Source organism: Paenibacillus abyssi (genome assembly GCF_014640295.1).
GTDB lineage: Bacteria > Bacillota > Bacilli > Paenibacillales > Paenibacillaceae > Paenibacillus_D > Paenibacillus_D abyssi.
Window position 1 is genome coordinate 184,444 of sequence record NZ_BMGR01000005.1, and the last position, 16,324, is coordinate 200,767.

14 protein-coding genes are annotated in these 16,324 nt (G+C 49.3%); all 14 read right to left on the reverse strand.

Annotated features, from left to right (window positions below; genetic code table 11):
- Nucleotides 1-6: 6 nt before the first annotated feature.
- The 14 genes from IEW11_RS09370 to IEW11_RS09435 all read right to left on the reverse strand — a co-directional run bounded on the left by IEW11_RS09370 (nt 7) and on the right by IEW11_RS09435 (nt 16,318).
- The gene (locus IEW11_RS09370; protein ID WP_188530799.1) at nt 7-690 is read right to left on the reverse strand and encodes a GntR family transcriptional regulator; all 684 of its coding nucleotides are present in this window, start codon (nt 688-690) and stop codon (nt 7-9) included.
- Between the two features lie 598 nt (nt 691-1,288).
- Entirely contained in the window at nt 1,289-1,909 is a 621-nt protein-coding gene (locus IEW11_RS09375; RefSeq protein WP_188530800.1) for a GGDEF domain-containing protein, read from the reverse strand.
- Nucleotides 1,910-2,120: 211 nt separating this feature from the next.
- A complete protein-coding gene (locus IEW11_RS09380) occupies nt 2,121-2,423 on the reverse strand; it encodes a hypothetical protein (protein WP_188530801.1) in 303 nt (100 codons plus the stop codon).
- A gap of 81 nt (nt 2,424-2,504) precedes the next feature.
- The gene (locus IEW11_RS09385) at nt 2,505-3,080 is read right to left on the reverse strand and encodes a non-oxidative hydroxyarylic acid decarboxylases subunit B (protein ID WP_188530802.1); all 576 of its coding nucleotides are present in this window, start codon (nt 3,078-3,080) and stop codon (nt 2,505-2,507) included.
- Between the two features lie 73 nt (nt 3,081-3,153).
- Nucleotides 3,154-4,431: an MFS transporter gene (locus tag IEW11_RS09390; RefSeq protein ID WP_229725085.1), complete on the reverse strand. Its 1,278-nt coding sequence runs from the start codon at nt 4,429-4,431 to the stop codon at nt 3,154-3,156.
- A 26-nt stretch (nt 4,432-4,457) separates the two neighbouring features.
- Nucleotides 4,458-6,185 (reverse strand): ABC transporter permease, encoded by a 1,728-nt coding sequence (locus IEW11_RS09395; RefSeq protein ID WP_188530803.1) that lies wholly within the window; start codon nt 6,183-6,185, stop codon nt 4,458-4,460.
- Nucleotides 6,170-7,339, reverse strand: coding sequence for an ABC transporter ATP-binding protein (locus IEW11_RS09400; RefSeq protein ID WP_188530913.1), 1,170 nt, complete (start codon nt 7,337-7,339; stop codon nt 6,170-6,172). Before IEW11_RS09400 ends, IEW11_RS09395 begins: the two co-directional genes overlap by 16 nt.
- Before the next feature lie 76 nt (nt 7,340-7,415).
- A complete protein-coding gene (locus IEW11_RS09405) occupies nt 7,416-8,873 on the reverse strand; it encodes a UbiD family decarboxylase (protein WP_188530804.1) in 1,458 nt (485 codons plus the stop codon).
- A 17-nt stretch (nt 8,874-8,890) separates the two neighbouring features.
- On the reverse strand, nt 8,891-10,348 hold the full coding sequence (locus IEW11_RS09410; RefSeq protein WP_188530805.1) for a UbiD family decarboxylase: 1,458 nt from the start codon (nt 10,346-10,348) through the stop codon (nt 8,891-8,893).
- A 41-nt stretch (nt 10,349-10,389) separates the two neighbouring features.
- Nucleotides 10,390-11,547, reverse strand: a complete 1,158-nt coding sequence (locus tag IEW11_RS09415) for an ABC transporter substrate-binding protein (protein ID WP_188530806.1) — start codon at nt 11,545-11,547, stop codon at nt 10,390-10,392.
- 143 nt (nt 11,548-11,690) lie between these two features.
- Nucleotides 11,691-12,602 (reverse strand): DMT family transporter, encoded by a 912-nt coding sequence (locus IEW11_RS09420; protein ID WP_188530807.1) that lies wholly within the window; start codon nt 12,600-12,602, stop codon nt 11,691-11,693.
- 19 nt (nt 12,603-12,621) lie between these two features.
- The gene (locus IEW11_RS09425) at nt 12,622-14,118 is read right to left on the reverse strand and encodes an aldehyde dehydrogenase family protein (protein ID WP_188530808.1); all 1,497 of its coding nucleotides are present in this window, start codon (nt 14,116-14,118) and stop codon (nt 12,622-12,624) included.
- A gap of 48 nt (nt 14,119-14,166) precedes the next feature.
- A complete protein-coding gene (locus tag IEW11_RS09430) occupies nt 14,167-15,240 on the reverse strand; it encodes an ABC transporter substrate-binding protein (RefSeq protein ID WP_188530809.1) in 1,074 nt (357 codons plus the stop codon).
- Nucleotides 15,241-15,286: 46 nt separating this feature from the next.
- Entirely contained in the window at nt 15,287-16,318 is a 1,032-nt protein-coding gene (locus IEW11_RS09435; RefSeq protein ID WP_188530810.1) for an ABC transporter substrate-binding protein, read from the reverse strand.
- Nucleotides 16,319-16,324 lie beyond the last annotated feature (6 nt).

The following is a 16,324-nucleotide window of genomic DNA, read 5'->3' on the forward strand; positions in this document are numbered from 1 at the left end:
TTTCATTTATATTGTTCTAATGTTGTTTTTCACTGCAAATATGATGGATTCTTTGGTTCCCCTCACATGTTTTCTCATTCTGCGCTCCGCAAGTTCACCATCCCCGGCTTTAATCGCCTCGAATATTTCCCAATGTTCCTTATTCGATAATTCTAATCTTCCAGGAATATGGTAGGAAAAATAATGAAATCTCTGAAGCTGGTTCTTAAAATCGGAAACGATAGTCAAGATCTTATTGTTGCCTGTAACGTCAAGGACAATCTCATGTAATTGATTTCCCAACTCAAAAGAATTCTCCTTGTCTCCGTTTTCAAGCTCATAATCAGCTTTGTTCAGTGCCTCTTGCAGCAAAATGATATTTTGTTCATCAATCACACTTGCCGCAATCCTAGCGCTAATCCCTTCAAGAGCCTCTCTTACAGTAAAAATTTCCTCAATATCTTTGATCGTAATTTCTTTTACTAAAGCCCCCCTTCTTGGAAAAAATTCGACCAATCCATCCTTGACCAGATGCCGGATTGCTTCCCTGATGGGCGTTCTGCTCATCTTATATTCCTTGGCCAGTTTTTCTTCGACTAAGGGAGTATTTGAAGGCAAATCACCCTCCACAATCTTTTTCTTTAAGGTTTCATATACCACACTAAATCTCGAATTGCCCTGATCATTGTTAACCATTTCTTCTTTTTCCACTTTGCACACTCCATTTGAGTTTCAACTCAGATTGATTGTTATAATCATAACATAGTATACAATTATACTAATAATTATTCTTTATGACAATCAAATATCCAGATTGGAATGTAAATTATTTAAATTGTATACTGATTTTTATTATTTTTAGCTTATAACGTTATTTATTGTATACAATTGTGTTAACGCTTTCAATTTAACATGCCTTTCCAAAATAGTCAATAACTTTTTTCGAAAAACTAATGATGTAACCATTAAGGGAATAAAGCTTAGCTCGAATCCAGTAGTATTCTGTCGATAAAAGTTAAACTATGGCAAAATCAGATACAGCAAGGGATTTGAGGCCTTCAAGCGGAAATTACTAAAGAACGCTAAAAAGAGCCTAGCGAAAATCAGGTCAAATGCCTAAAATCCGCTTGGCTCTGCGGTAAACTTATTTTGCTGCAGACTTTTGGGGACGTAGGTTAACTCTTTTGTTTTCTACACCACCTCATAGATCAAGGATGCCACACTCTCCACATGTACTGTATACGGTTAAATCCCGGTTTCCCCCCGCTTTTTAAAATCACTCCCTATGTAAACGACGATCTACCAACCTTCACCGCTTACGTTTCTTTATTCGATACATATTGTTATCCGCAACCTGTAATAACTGGTTTAGCGTTGTTGCCTGTTCCGGATATACCGCAGTGCCAACTGAAACGGAAACCCGCATATTGTTGTCTAAATCAAAATCAATTTGTTGACTCAGAAGACAGTGCGATTCGGAAATCACCAAGAATTCATCTCCACCCACCCGCACAACGATATCTTCTTTGTTAAGAACATAACGAAGCATTGTTAAGACATCCCGCAACACCTCATCCCCTAGGTGATGACCATACGTGTCATTAATCATCTTAAAATCATTCACATCTATAATCGAGAGGCTTAGACTGGCCGGTTTAATTTCACCAAACCTATCCAGTAGATACCGGCGGTTATATGCTCCAGTCAAGTCATCTCTTTCCGTAAGATACTTGGCTTTATCGTACTGCTTTCCCAGCCACCATAAAATAGGGACAATGAGGATGGTATATCCAAAGCTATATTGGAGGAACCCATTGGTAATAGGCAGGTATATACCGGCGTCCGAAACAATTAAAAAATACAATATAGTCCAAACTGCTATAACGGAAATAAATAGGGATATAACCACGACCCTGCCTGTATATTTCAAAATTTGTCCCCCTATAAAAATGCAGCATACATTCTCTTTGTTCTTAATTATGACTGTTTCAATTGACCAGAGTACGTCAGCGAATATTTGTTCGTTTTCAGTAAGTAAAAAAGCAGGAACCCCCACAAATGAGAGGTTCCTGCTTTATTTTTATTGGACTACCTTGCGTTTCTCTGAACAACATTATCCTTCGGTTACCATTCATTGAACCCTATTCCAATGCCTTAAAGGCCCAGATATGCAGCTTGTCTGCCCCTCCTGCGATATGTTCATGATGCTTGCTCCAGAATGGAGAATCGGGATTCAAGCGTTCTGCTTTTATCATTTGATAACGTTCAATGTCCTGGAGGAGGAACTCCTCCACGATGAGATTAGGCTGATCCGTACCCTCATAGATTTTGTATTCCCGTCCGCCATGCTCGGCGGCATTTTGTTTCAGATCGGGCAGAAGCTGCATAAACATATCTCTTTTCTCTGAAATGATTTTGTATTCGATGAACACCTTGATCTCCAAGTCCAGTCCTCCTCTTCATCTCACTCCCGTGTGCAGCTGGTACGGCATTGCATGACGGCATCGGCCGCATTCTATCCTGTATTACAGGTGTTTTTGTTCTACCGGGTCCTGCCAACGGTTGGTTAGCGTATTATCGATGCCGAATTGGTCCAATGTCCGCGCCACGATATGGTTAACCATGTCATCCAGCGTCGCCGGTTTGTTGTAAAATGCGGGCATCGGCGGCAGGATCACCGCACCCATCCGTGAAAGTGCCAGCATATTTTCCAGATGGATATCGCTTAGCGGAGTTTCACGAACAAGTAACACGAGCTTTTTGCGTTCTTTTAAAATGACGTCAGCCGCTCTGCCGAGAAGCCCCTCGGCGAAACCGACACGGATCGACGCCAATGTTTTCATGCTGCAGGGGGCAATTATCATACCGTCCACGCGAAACGAGCCGCTGGATATGGAGGCAGCCTGGTTCATCGGATCGTGAACGACAGCCGCCATATTTTTGACTTGCTGCACCGTATAGCCCGTTTCCAGCCTGATCGTTGTTTCCGCCCATTTGGACATCACCAGATGCGTTTCCACTCCCAATTGCTGAAGAACGTCTAACAGGCGAATCCCGAATACTGCTCCTGTCGCTCCCGAAATACCTACAATGATCCTCATCCGCTATCCCTCGTTTCAATGTTTTTATAAGGCATATACCATTTGGATCTCCCAAATGATCTTACTGACCTACTTATGATTCGCTAGCTGACACATCGGCCGAACGGAGAGGCGGGGGCTGCACGACAAGCCTCACCCAAATCACATTCAGCACATAAATCACACAAACTGCAAGCAGCATGAAACGGATGCCAAAAGCGGCGGAGGCAAGCCCCCCGAAAAGAGGCCCGGCGAAGCTGCCCAGAAATGTCGCGCTTGAGGTGAATCCGAACACCCTCCCGCGCTGACTTTTCGGAGTCATCTGCGCGATGAGGGCGTTCGCAGCCGGAAGAATTCCTCCGATGAACAGACCCAGGCCAAAGCGTGACGCAAGAAGCACCCAAATATTAGGGGCGAGGGCCTGAGGCAGGAAAAAAAGCGCCGTCCCCGTCATGCAAATCGTCAGCATTCGCCGGTAGCCGAGCATGTCCCCGCGTTTGCCGAGGATCGGCGAGGCGACCAGTCCCGCCAGGCCGGTAACCGCGATGGCGAAGCCGGCCAGCGTGCCGAGGTAGGCTGAATCGCCCGATAGCTCCTTCACGAATAAGGGGAGCACCGGCTGGATACTTTTAACAGCGAACTGCGCCAAGAACAGAACAGGAATGATCGTCCAGAGCACTTTCAGCTCCCGAACCGATTGGAACTGCTGGCGGAGCGTAAGCTTCGGCTGGTTAGAGCCGGCGTTCGCCGCGACGGAATCTTTTTTGATAAACAGCGCCGTAATCGAGAATGCCAGCAGGGCGAAGCCGGATGTCAGAAAAAATACGACCCGGTAGTTGTGCACGGCATCGACCAATATACCACCCGCCAGCGGGCCGATCATGGAGCCGACCATGGCGGCTGATGCCAGCCAGCCCAGGGCGAAGCCCAGCCGTTCCTCCGGGATTTTGGTCGCCACGAGTGCAATGGCAGCTCCCGAAAAGCCGCTGAACACACCCTGCAGCATCCGGACGGCAAATAGCTGCCACACGGAGAAAGTAAAACCCATGAGGCAGGTGAATAAAGCAATAGCCAGCGTCGAACGCATCACCATTAATTTACGTCCCTTGCGGTCGGCTACCGATCCCCATAGCGGCGAGACGATCGCCGACATCAGAAAACCCGAGCTGAAAATAACGCCGGACCACACGGTTCTCTCGTGCAGATCATGCACACCGAGCTGTTCGATAAACAGCGGGAGAAAGGTGTCTGAGCTCGTGAAGGCCATCATCATTAAGCCTTGGGCGACCGCCATCACCCAAAGGGTGCGCTTCCAAGCATCATCCGTGTTTTCATCCGGACAAGAGGGACCCGGAGTGGTTGGTTTAATCATCTGAAAACCTCTTCTTCCATTCTACATCAAATGTGAATACCGATTCGCTTGCCGATCCATCTCGCGATAAACGCTACGCCAATGGTCATAATCACGACGAAGACACCTGAAATGGCCGCTGCTTCATAGCTGCCGTCCGCCATATAATCCAGCTGAAGCATCGCGATCGGGCGATTCTCGCCTGTAACGAGCATCGCGATATTGGCTACATTTCTGGAGGCCGCAATAAAGGTCAATGTGCCGACGGAAAGAAGCACGGGCGCGAGAATCGGCAAAATGACACGCCTGAAGGTATACAGCCAGGACCCGCCCGACACCGATGAAGCCTCTTCCAGCTCTTTGCCTAACTGCACCATGTTTGTTTTTATCAGCTGAACGCCTGTCGTCATCGAATTAATTAACACGGCGAGGATCAGAATGAAAATCGTGCCATACAGCGGACGGAAAAATGGAACGCCCAGAAACATCCACAGCATCCCGAGGCCCAGAATGATTCCCGGTATAGCCGCAGGAAGCCAGGTAAGGAAATCGATCATTCCCCGTGCCCTATACCTGGTTCGAACTGAAATATAGGCCAGCAAGGTATAGAGCAGCATGCCGATTAGGGCGGCGCCGCCCGCCATCTTGACGGTGTTCCAAATCGATTTAATCAAGATCGGATCCTGGAGTACACGTTTCCAATGATCCATTGTCCACACGCTCTCAATGTCGAAAAATCCGAACATGCTCATAAACGTCCCCAGGACCATAAACGTAATCGGCACGACGGTAACGAGCATACAGAATCCAAATACGAGAATAAACGCCGGCCACTTCATCGCGCCCAGGCGGACGATATTCCGTTTAAAGTGACTCGTCACGGTCACGAAGCTCCGTTTGGAATTAATGTACTGCTGGAGAAAAATCAAAGGCAGCATGCATACTAAAATGACCAGACTCAATACGGTCGCCATGCCGAACTGCGGGTTGACTTCCGCAATCAGCTGGTAAATTTTCGTGCTGAATACAAAAAAATCGATTGGCGGTCCCAGAACCCTCTCGATTTCAAATGATTCCAGCGTGTGAATAAGCGATATGATCAGAGTAATGAGAATGGCCGGCGTCATTACAGGCACCACAATCCGAAGCAAGGTTCCCAGTGTACTCCTCCCTGAAATCCTCGAAGCTTCTTCCAACGAAGAATCGAGATTACGGAACGCCGGAGCCAGAAAAATGTATTTCGCGGCCACACCGCGGATAACAATGTGCGCCCAAATAATCCCCCAGAAGGAATAGATATCGAACGGTCCCTTCTGCAGACCGAACCAATCTATAAACATCTGATTGACCAAGCCGAAGTCCGGGTCCATAAGCAGAATCCAACCCATTAATACAGGCAAGGTCGGCAGAAAAAACGCAATCCACATAAAAAAGTCCAAATATTCTTTGCCGGGTATATCCGTGCGGGTCAACAGCCAGGCAAATAATATGCCGACGGGAAATACAATCACTGTCGTTACGATGACCATGTTAAACGTATTGTAGATGGATTCGACAAGTCCCGGCTGGGCCCAGGCAATCGTCCAGTTGCCGAATCCGATCTGCTCCGTTCCGTCGGGAAGCGTCACGATAAAGCTGTTAATGACAAGCAGCCCCAAAGGATACACAATAACGACTAACAAGATCGCAAGTATCAACGTGTAAAAGATCGCACCGGCTTCAACCTTGAATCCGCGGCTGGTCAACCGGCTTTGTTCTGCTATGACTTTGGCCATACGGACAATCCCTCCAGAGGAAAGTGTATGCGCACATTGCTGCCTTCCTCTAAATTTTGGTTGCGGGGCACGTATCCCAGAATGGCCTCATCGCCAATCTTGATATGGCATTCATACCGGTCTCCGATAAACAGCAGAGCGTCTATTTCCCCTTCCAGAACATTAGGGTCCGCTTCGCCGTCCGAAGCATGAACCACAATATCCTCGGGACGGATAGAAACGACAACTTTCTGTCCCTTGGAGGGCTGGGTAACGTAATTATGCCTGGCGCATAACACGGTGCCCTGCCCTTTCCCTTTACCCACAATCACCTTTACCGCTCCCCGCTCCACGCTTTCGATCTCTGCCTCCAAGGTGATGTTTTTCCCAATAAAGTCGCGGGCAAATACCGTTTGCGGTCTCTCGTACAGCTGCTTTGGTGTGCCTAATTGTTCGATTTTCCCTTGGTTCATAATGGCGATCCTGTCCGAAAAGCTGAGCGCTTCCATCTGATCATGGGTAACCAGAATGACCGTAACCCCGATTCTTCGCTGCAGCAGCTTCAGCTCAACACGCATCTGCTCGCGCAATTTGACATCCAGGTTACTAAACGGCTCATCAAGCAACAGAATATCCGGTTCGTATACCAGTGCCCTGGCGACGGCTACACGCTGCTGTTGACCTCCGCTTAGCGCAGGCCCTGCGCGATCCTCCTTTCCGCTTAGACCAACCAGTTCCAATATCTCCATGACCCGCCGCTTGACCTCAGCGTTCTTCACATTCCGGGCACGAAGAGGATATGCTACCGTTTCGAATACATTAAGGTGAGGCCAAATGGCGTAAGATTGAAATACCATTCCCATCTTCCGCTTATGAGTGGGCATATTTATTTTTTCCGATGGTGAGACAAGCAGCGTATCGCGAAAATAAATTTTTCCGGAATCCGGCTGTTCAAGTCCGGCAATTTGGCGCAAAGTCGTCGTCTTGCCGCAGCCGCTGGGGCCAAGCAGCGTGAAAATTTCCCCCTCTTGGATATTCAGGCTTAAGGCGTCAACCACTTTGTTGTTTCCAAAATGTTTGGTTATTTGCTCTAATCGGAGAATGTCTTTTTTCTTGGCTTCCGCCTTTATGCGTTCATCATACGGGGTAGATGGCTTGAATATGGCTTCAGACATGTTCAATGTTCTTCCTCCTTTATCACTGGACACACCAGATTTCTCGGAGCTCAGTATAGGAACGAATCCATAACATTTACGAAGACGGAAATGAAAGAACAGACTTATACTTCTCTTTGACTTCCCGCAGCAACGCCTTTTCCGTCCGGCTGGACTTGGGGAATTTGTCCCTCCAGGCAAACGGGCGGACTGCATAAAAGATGGCACGGCTGCTTGTATGATCGCGGGACTCCCGTTTTTCAGGCGGCATAACGGGATCGATCGGTGTGCTTAAACAGCCGTCAACGATCTCGATATCGGTCGCCGGATCTACACGGGTTGTCATCGCCCAGAGCACTTCTTTCATACTCGAGGGATCGATATCTTCGTCCACGATCACAATATATCTGCCATGCCGGGCCGCTTCAGCGCAGCCAAGGGCGGCCAGACCCGCCTGCTTGGCATGGCCGGCGTAGCGCTGGCGGATCGCAATCACGATGAAATAACGGTCATGGTTATAAACCCCGGTGATATCCTGAATGCCCGCGCCCTCCAACTGATCCCACAGCACCCCTGAACCAATCGGCAGTCCATATTTAGGCGCTCCGGGCCATAATGGCGCTTCACTCAAAATAATCGGATGATTGCGGTGATAGATGGCTTTAATCCGAATGACCGGCTGCAATTCTCCCGTGCCCGCCGTCCCCCCGGAATAATAACCGGGCCATTCGCCGAAAGGCCCTTCGGGATGGGATTCGATGCCGGGAGGCGGCACTTCCCCCTCGATGGCAATTTCCGCATATGCCGGTATCGGCAGTCCGGTAATCGGTCCTTTAATCACCTCAAGAGGTCTGCCGCGAAGGCCGCCCACGAATTCCAGTTCGGATGTTCCCCAAGGCCGCCTGCTGTGTGACGCCATAAAGGTTAACGGATCGCCTCCGAACGTAGCGGCAATCGGACAGCTTTTTCCCTGATCCCAGTATTTCTGGCAGATCTGACGTCCCTGCTGGCCGGGACTCATCCATAAGCCAAGCAGATTCCGTTCATGAACCTGAATACGGTAAGTCCCCATATTCACATATCCCGATTCCGGATCGCGATTGATCACAGAATCGCCTGTGCCGATATACCGGCCGCCGTCCAATTTGTGGTAGAGAGGCACCGGAAAACGCAGGATATCCACATCTTCTCCGGTCATCACATTTTCCATGACCGGACCATGCGGCACCTCCATGGGTGGAATCGCTTTCACTTCTTTGATTTTCCTTGCTGCCAGCCGGACAAGCTCCAGCTTGCTTTTATCCAAAGGAAGGCCGAGTGAAAGAGCGGCTCTTTTGGGGGACGCGAGCAGCAGGCTGACCACCCGCATTCCTTCCGGGTAATCCTTGATTTTGTCAAACATAAGCATGGGAGGATCAGGGATAAGCTCTGCCGCCGCTTCGGTAAGAGCGCCGATCTCTTCTTTCCAGTCAGCATCCCGGATCTCTCGCCAATCATCTATCGCTTTGCAAGCGTCAATATATTCCCGCAAGTCGTTATATGAAACCTCGGACATTGCCCTGTCCTCCTCCTTTACACATTCGGAAAAGGTAAAACGGATTGGTATTTCCGCACAATTTCTTCAAGCAGCTCACGCTCAGTACGGCTGGACTTCGGAAACTTATTCCGCCATGCAAAGGGGCGGACGGCATAGAATACCGCACGGCTGTTGGTATAATCGCCTGATTCGCGTTTTTCCGGAGGCATGCGCGGATCTAGAGGTGTACTCCAGGCACCATCGAATGTATCGATGTCCGTGGCCGGATCTACGCGGGTTTTCATCGCCCACAACACTTCCTTCATATTGGTAGGATCTATGTCCTCATCCACAATAACGACATAACGTCCATTGCGCGCAGAGGCTGCACAACCGAGGACAGCCATTGCCGTTTGCTTTGCATGTCCAGCATATCGCTGCTTGATGGACACCACAACCATATAGTCCGTATGGAAGAACACACCGGAAATATCCTGGATACCCGCGCTCTCAAGCTGATCCCATAATAAACCCGCATGGAGCGGAAGCGCGCGTTTGGATGCGCCCGGCCATAATGGGGCTTCGCTTAAAATAATGGGGTTGTCGCGATAATAAACAGCTTTGACACGAATGACGGGCTGAAGCTCACCGGTACCAAGTGTTCCACCGGAATAATAGCCCGGCCATTCCCCAAACGGCCCTTCTTCGCGGGATTCCTCTGTGGGAGGCGGCACTTCGCCTTCAATGGCAATCTCGGCATGGGCGGGTATAGGCAGCCCGGTAATCGGTCCCTTAATGACTTCCAACGGCCTGCCGCGAAGGCCGCCGATAAAATCAAATTCGGAGCTGCCGAATGGCCGTTTGGTGTGTGATGCCATAAAGGATAGCGGATCGATGCCAAAAGTAGCGACAACCGGACAGCTTTTCCCCTGATCCCAGTATTGCTGACAGATCTGACGGGCCTGCTGACCCGGACTCATCCATAGACCAAGCAGGTTTCGCTCGTGCAGCTGCATCCGGTAGGTGCCCATATTCACATAACCTGTAACGGGATCCCGGTTAATCAACGAATCGCCGGTACCGATGTAACGCCCGCCATCAGAGGAATGGTAGATCGGAGCCGGAAAACGAAAAAGGTCAACTTCATTGCCTGTAAGCACATTTTCCATCACCGGCCCGTACTCCACCTCCACCGGCGGAATCGACTTTGCCTCTTTGATTTTTTTTGCTCCTAACCGGACATTCTCGAGTTTCGTCTTGTTCAATGAAAGCCCCAGCGCCAATGCTGCCCGTTTATGGGAAGCAATCGGCAGAGATAATGTCCTGAAACCGGCCGGATAACCTTTGATCTGATCAAACAAAAGCATCGGAGGGTCATTAATCAATTCAGCCGTGGCTTCTGTCAAGGCACCGACTTCCAGGTTCCAGTCCGCTCCATTGATCTCTTTTAACTCACCGTGTTGTCTGCAAAGCTCAATAAATTCGCGAAGATCGTTATATTCTACATTCGACATCTGCCATTACTCCCTTATCGTTCTTGATTAAATTTTTATTTCTACTGCATAGCATCCTTGATCACCGGCAGGAGACTCCCGGATATCTCCACATTTTCCTCCGTCGAATAAAAACGATAATTAGATAAATGGGCCGGATCGATTGCCAGGTTCTTGGAAACCGGAGGGACATCTGCACGTCTGCTGTTAAGCAGCACATTCTGGGTGACTTTGATTTGGGTCTCTTTAGACAGCAGCCAGTTAATATACAGCTTTGCCGCATTCGGATGCGGTGCATCCTTTAATAAATAGAGGCCGCCCAGTCCTGATGCCGCCGGCATAACTTTGTCTTCCAGCGCCGTTACATTTTTACCAAGACCCTGCTTGACGAATGGTACCAGCTGGGTATCATTAAAGCCGATCGCGATCGGATACTTGCCGCGCACGACCCACTCCGCCTGCTGGCGTTTGTCATCCGTAACAACCACTTCCTGCATGGACAACAGGTCATGTACAAACTGCTCTCCGTACATAAAACCGAGATTGCCAAATGAACTAAACGAAGCGCCTCCCGTAGGCGTCTGCATAACGATCTTATTTTTGAATTTTGGATCAAGCAGTTGTTCCGAAGATTGAAGCTCAGATTCTGGAATAAAGTCGCGATTCACAAATACAGTCGGTGATAGGTATACCGTATAGGAGGGCATGAATTTTTTTTCTTTGTCATGAAACAAACCGTTTAATCCGCCGATCCACTTACTGTCATCGGCAATTTCAGGCAGCAGCACCGGAAGGATCGGCTCCAAGAAACCGTCGTTTTTCGCCTGGTAACCTTGCAATTCCACCCCGCCGGCTCTTACATCCCACAGGTATTGCCCAAGCTCGCGCTCCTTCCTGACTTTAGGCCAAAAATCACGCCCGTTAGCGCCTGTATACTCGACTTTAATTTCCGGATATTCCTGCTGGAACAAATCGACCAGCGATTTCCTCCATACTTCGCTCGGATCACCGGACATCACCAGCCTGCCCTCTTTTTTTGCCGCTGCGACGATATCGTCCCAATCACCGGCTTCCTCTGTTTCCCCGCTCTCCACTTCCTCTTGAACCGCAACGGAAGCCTTGGGCTCCGGATTTGTCATCGCGCTCGAACCGCACGCCGTAATCACAAGCAATAGACTGAGAATAACGACTAGTTTGCCGAACCCATTTTTATTTGACATCAGATTGCACCCCTCTCCATCAGGAATTTTTGAACACGCTTTCAATTCGTCATTACGGCTAGGATTTCCTTTTCCAGCACATTAAGAAAACTTAATCGTTCGATAAATATCCGTGCCAACGATTCCGACAACATCGTCAGGCATTATTTAAAACCGATAATCAAACATGCTCCGCCTGTAATCAGTCCCAGACTCATCCAAAATACGGCGCCAAACTTCTCATCATCCCGCAGCATCAGATAGCTTAACACGGCCGTCCAGATTGGAGCTGTAGCAACCAGAGCGCTTACGTAAGGTACAAATAACATTTTTAGCGCGTAGAAATTGGTCAACTGGGCCGCCCCCGCATAACAGGAAGCCAGCACCAAATTTTTATCCAGTGATTTGTAGTGACTCCGGTGTCTTGCAATGAGCTCTCCCCTAAACGTTAAAAACACTAACATAGCCAGCCAGGCGCCTAAAGTGGAAAATCCCGTGGCCACGATCATATCGGTATAATGCAGGATGGAAACTGCGCGGACAATATCGGCTGTCGCAAACAAGAGCGCTGCGGCCACTCCCAGGATAATCCCTTTATACCAACGGCGGTTACGAAGTAATGTTTCCGTTTCAGGCGTAGAATTCGGGATCTCCTCCTTTCTCCATCCAGAAAGCCAGATTCCCGCGACAATGGTACAAACGCCGATAAAAGAAAATAAGGTAGGCAGCTGATAGAAAAAGAGAAATGCCAGCACAATCGTAAATAAGGGGGCGGAGTTTTTAATCAGACTTGCCCGGGAAGGCCCAATTAAAGCGATAGAGTTAAATAGACCCCATCGCCCTAAAAATGTGCCTAAAACACCCACAAGCATAAATAGCAGAATTGTTGAAAAATTAGGCCATGGCGTACCCTGTACATATTTTGTCATGATGCCAAGCGGAAAAAAGAATACGAAATTCAAGGTCACGGTAAGCACAATCGCCTGCAGGCCCGTAATTCCTCTCGATGCTTTCCGGTTGTAAATATTGCAAAGCGCGAATAACACTGCTGTGACAAAGGATAAGAATACACCCATAGATCCGCTTCTCTCTGTCCTATAAAGAGACATTGATCGTTTTGATTTGCGTATAGCTGAGCATTTCCTCGATGCTGTTTTCAACGCCGATCCCGCTCTGCTTGTAACCTCCGAAAGGTGTGCCGATAAAGCGGGAGGAGCTGTCGTTGATCCAAATGTAACCCGTCTCCAAACGGGTAGCTATACGGTATGCGCGCCGAATGTCGTTCGTCCATATGCTGGCTGTCAAGCCGTATTCGCTGTCATTGGCAAGCCGCAGAACCTCCTCTTCATCCGACCAGGGAATCACCGCGATCACAGGCCCGAATACTTCCTCGACCGCAATTTCCATCTCCGGAGTCACCTGATCCAGCACCGTAGGCAGATAAAAGTATCCTTTATCAAACGGAGCCTTCTCCTCCCTGCATCCGCCGGTCACCACACGCGCGCCTTCAGCGACAGCCCGCTTCACAAATCCGTCGACCCGCTGTAAATGGGCCTCTGAGATTAAAGCTCCCATCTGACAGCCAGGTTCGCTGGGCATGCCTATTTTTATGTTCGCCACTTCTTCTGCAAGCTTGCTTACAAAATCCGCAACCATCGATTCATGCACAAAAATCTTCGATGTCGACCCGCACGACTGTCCTTGCGAAACATCGAAATTCATGCCTTTCACCGCTGATTTCACGACTTCGCCCAGATCCGCATCCGGGAACACCAACATCGGATTTTTTCCGCCGAGCTCCAAGGACACAACCTTCATGCCCTCAGCAGCGGTCTGCAGCACTTTCCTTCCGGTTGTGAACCCCCCCGTGAAAGCGATTCGTTTTATTTCCGGATGGCGTACCAGAGCATCACCCGCATTCCGGCCGTCGCCGGTGATGATGTTCAAGACGCCCGGGGGCAATATCTGGTTAGCCAGCTTTCCGAAGATCAAAGGTGAGATCGGCGTTTGGTCTGCGGGCTTCAAAACCACCGTATTTCCGGCCGCCAAAGGAGCGGCAATCTTGCCGGCGGCAAACATGATGGGATGGTTAAATGGGATAATCCGGGCGACAACGCCATACGGTTCGCGATGTGTACTGTGCAGCATCGCACCGCTGAAGGGCAGCGTATCCCCTTTCATCTCCAGCACTAAACCGGCGAAGTAGCGGATTTGCCTGGCGGCCGCCACAATGTCCGTTTTCATCGCGGATACCGGGTTACCGCTGTCGATGGCGTCGATAGCGGCCAGATACTCGATATTTTCTTCCAGCAGATCGGCCAGCTTAAGCAGCAGCCGGCCGCGCTGCACGGGAGGTGTATGCTTCCAGGTTTTTAACGCTCTACCCGCCGCTTGAACGGCTTCATTCACATCCTCGGCGGTCGCGGCCGGAACTTTCGCCAACAGTTCACCGTCTGCAGGATGGTATACATCCATCCACTGTCCCGATCTGCTCTCGACCCACTGTCCACCGATCAGCATCGGATAAAACAACGTTTCCCGTATTTCCTTTAAAGGATCCGACAACGGCAATTCATGATGAGCGTTCCTCATATCCTGTTCACCCTCCTTGGCTGTTTCATCCCGGCCACTCGAATCCGTTTATTTACTTAAACTTTTCACAATGGTGAAATCGACGGCATCCGTAACTTCACCTTTAAATTCGGTGCCCGTCTCCGCAGTCACCTCTTGTATTTCCTCCGCAAAGACTTCTTCTTCCATCGTGCCGTCTTTTGAAATCAAAATAACGATATCCTCGTAGGCTCCCTCGGCAAGCTCCGGCTTCAACTCCCAGAACGTTTCAATGAAGGCGATCGTTTCTTCACGGTTTTCAACAATGTACTTCATGCTCTCTAAAGTGGCTTGAAGCATGCTGGTTACTTCTTCCTTGTTGTTTTCCAGATATTTGCCGTCAACGGAGACGCCCGCATTCCCGCGCTTAAGCACGTCAATCGAATTTTTCAGACGGGGATATCCTTCTTGTTCCGCCATTTGACTGTAAGGCGGAGACAGGATCGCACCTTGGGCCGCACCTTGAACTAACGATTGGTAGCTGTTCGCTGTTGTGGAGGAACTGACGATATTCACCGATTTAATCGGGTCCATGCCGGCGTTTTGGAGAATCATTTTTAAGGCGTAATGATCTGTAGCGCCGGAATTAGTAACCATGACCGTCTTGCCTGTAAGATCTTGTTCGGACTTTATATCCTTTGCGCCGAACAAGCTGAAGGCCAGGTTATCCAACGTCACCATGACCACCTTCAAATCCGACCCGCCGGTAACGACCGAACGGAGAGAAGAGCCCAAAGACCCCGTATACGGAACTTCTCCGCTGATGGAAGCGGCGACGGCAGCGCTTGGTTTTAATACTTGAATATTGAGATCGATTCCGGCTTCTTTGTATATCCCCTTTTCCACACCGATATAGTGCGGCAGAAACACCAGACTTTTCGCGGGAACGCTGATACTGATTTTTTTAAGGTCTACAGCCTTTTCCGGTGCTGCAGAAGCGGCTTTACTCGCTTCCGCCCCATTGGCAGCGCTTTCTTTAATGCCGGTGCTTTCTTTAGGGGCAGTGCTTTCACCACCGGAAACGGGTGCTGTCGATTGACCGCATGCTGTAGATAAGAAAACCATCAACAGCAGCACAACGATGATCGAGGATCGTGCTTTCATAAGGTCACCTTCCATAACCAGGTTTATTTATTGCTTTTCCGGTACACTACTGTGCAAGACTCTTCACAATACGAAAGTCGACCGCATCGGAAACCTTTATTTTACTCGTGCTGTTGGTCTCCTTCAGAATCTCATTGATTTCCTCCATGAATACCTCTTCCGCCAATGTTCCGTCATCGGAAAACAGCACAACCGTGTCCGCGTACGCGCCTTTTGCCAGCTCCGGATCGATTTCGAAAAATTCACTGATAAAAGAAATCACTTCCTGCTCATTTTCCTTAATGTACTTCATGCTTTTTAACGTTGCCCGAATCATCTTTTCTACTTCTTCCCCGTTCTGTTGCAGATATTCGGTTGTCACGGAAATCCCTGCATTTCCGCGCTGGATAACGTCAATCGCGTTTTTCAAACGGGGAAACCCTTCCTGTTCAGCCATCTGGCTGTAAGGGGGTGAAAGCACAGCGCCCTGGGATGCGCCTCCCAATAAACCTTGATAGCTATTAGCGGTTGTTGAGGAGCTGACGGCATTTAAAAAGGTGTTTGGGTCAAGGCCTTCCTTCTCCAGCATCTTCTTCAACACATAGTTGTCGGAACCCGTCGTATTCGTTACCATAACAGCCTTGCCTTTGAGATCCTGTATGGAGCCGATATCTTTAGCGGCAAACAAGCTAAAGCCCAGCTTATCCAGGGTCACCATGACTACCTTCAGGCCGGATCCGCCGGTGATGGTCGAACGAAAAGTAGAGCCCAAAGAACCCGTATAAGGAACTTCACCGCTAATCGCAGCGGCTACGGCGGCGCTTGCTTTCAAGACGCTTACCGAAAGATCGATGCCCTCTTCTGCATACATCCCTTTTTCGACCCCCATATAGAGGGGCAGAAACGCCAAGCTTTTGGCGGGAACGCTTATCGTCAGCTTTTTGAGCTCCTTGGGAGCATCCTTGCTTTGTTGATTAGAGGTATTGCCGTCTTCCGAATTCCCGTTACGGACAGTGACAGTCGCCTTCTGGCCGCAAGCTGACAGCAAAAGAGAGAGTAATACGATCATCGAAAAATAAAAGCGCTTATTTCTAATCATCCCGCT

Bases quoted from the DNA above. Each gene is read 5' to 3' on its own strand.
- IEW11_RS09390 (WP_229725085.1), bottom strand. From the start codon at position 4,431: ATGATTAAACCAACCACTCCGGGTCCCTCTTGTCCGGATGAAAACACG.
- IEW11_RS09405 (WP_188530804.1), bottom strand. From the start codon at position 8,873: ATGTCCGAGGTTTCATATAACGACTTGCGGGAATATATTGACGCTTGC.
- IEW11_RS09410 (WP_188530805.1), bottom strand. From the start codon at position 10,348: ATGTCGAATGTAGAATATAACGATCTTCGCGAATTTATTGAGCTTTGC.
- IEW11_RS09435 (WP_188530810.1), bottom strand. From the start codon at position 16,318: ATGATTAGAAATAAGCGCTTTTATTTTTCGATGATCGTATTACTCTCT.
- IEW11_RS09385 (WP_188530802.1), bottom strand. From the start codon at position 3,080: ATGAGGATCATTGTAGGTATTTCGGGAGCGACAGGAGCAGTATTCGGG.
- IEW11_RS09420 (WP_188530807.1), bottom strand. From the start codon at position 12,602: ATGGGTGTATTCTTATCCTTTGTCACAGCAGTGTTATTCGCGCTTTGC.
- IEW11_RS09430 (WP_188530809.1), bottom strand. From the start codon at position 15,240: ATGAAAGCACGATCCTCGATCATCGTTGTGCTGCTGTTGATGGTTTTC.
- IEW11_RS09415 (WP_188530806.1), bottom strand. From the start codon at position 11,547: ATGTCAAATAAAAATGGGTTCGGCAAACTAGTCGTTATTCTCAGTCTA.
- IEW11_RS09395 (WP_188530803.1), bottom strand. From the start codon at position 6,185: ATGGCCAAAGTCATAGCAGAACAAAGCCGGTTGACCAGCCGCGGATTC.
- IEW11_RS09400 (WP_188530913.1), bottom strand. From the start codon at position 7,339: ATGTCTGAAGCCATATTCAAGCCATCTACCCCGTATGATGAACGCATA.
- IEW11_RS09425 (WP_188530808.1), bottom strand. From the start codon at position 14,118: ATGAGGAACGCTCATCATGAATTGCCGTTGTCGGATCCTTTAAAGGAA.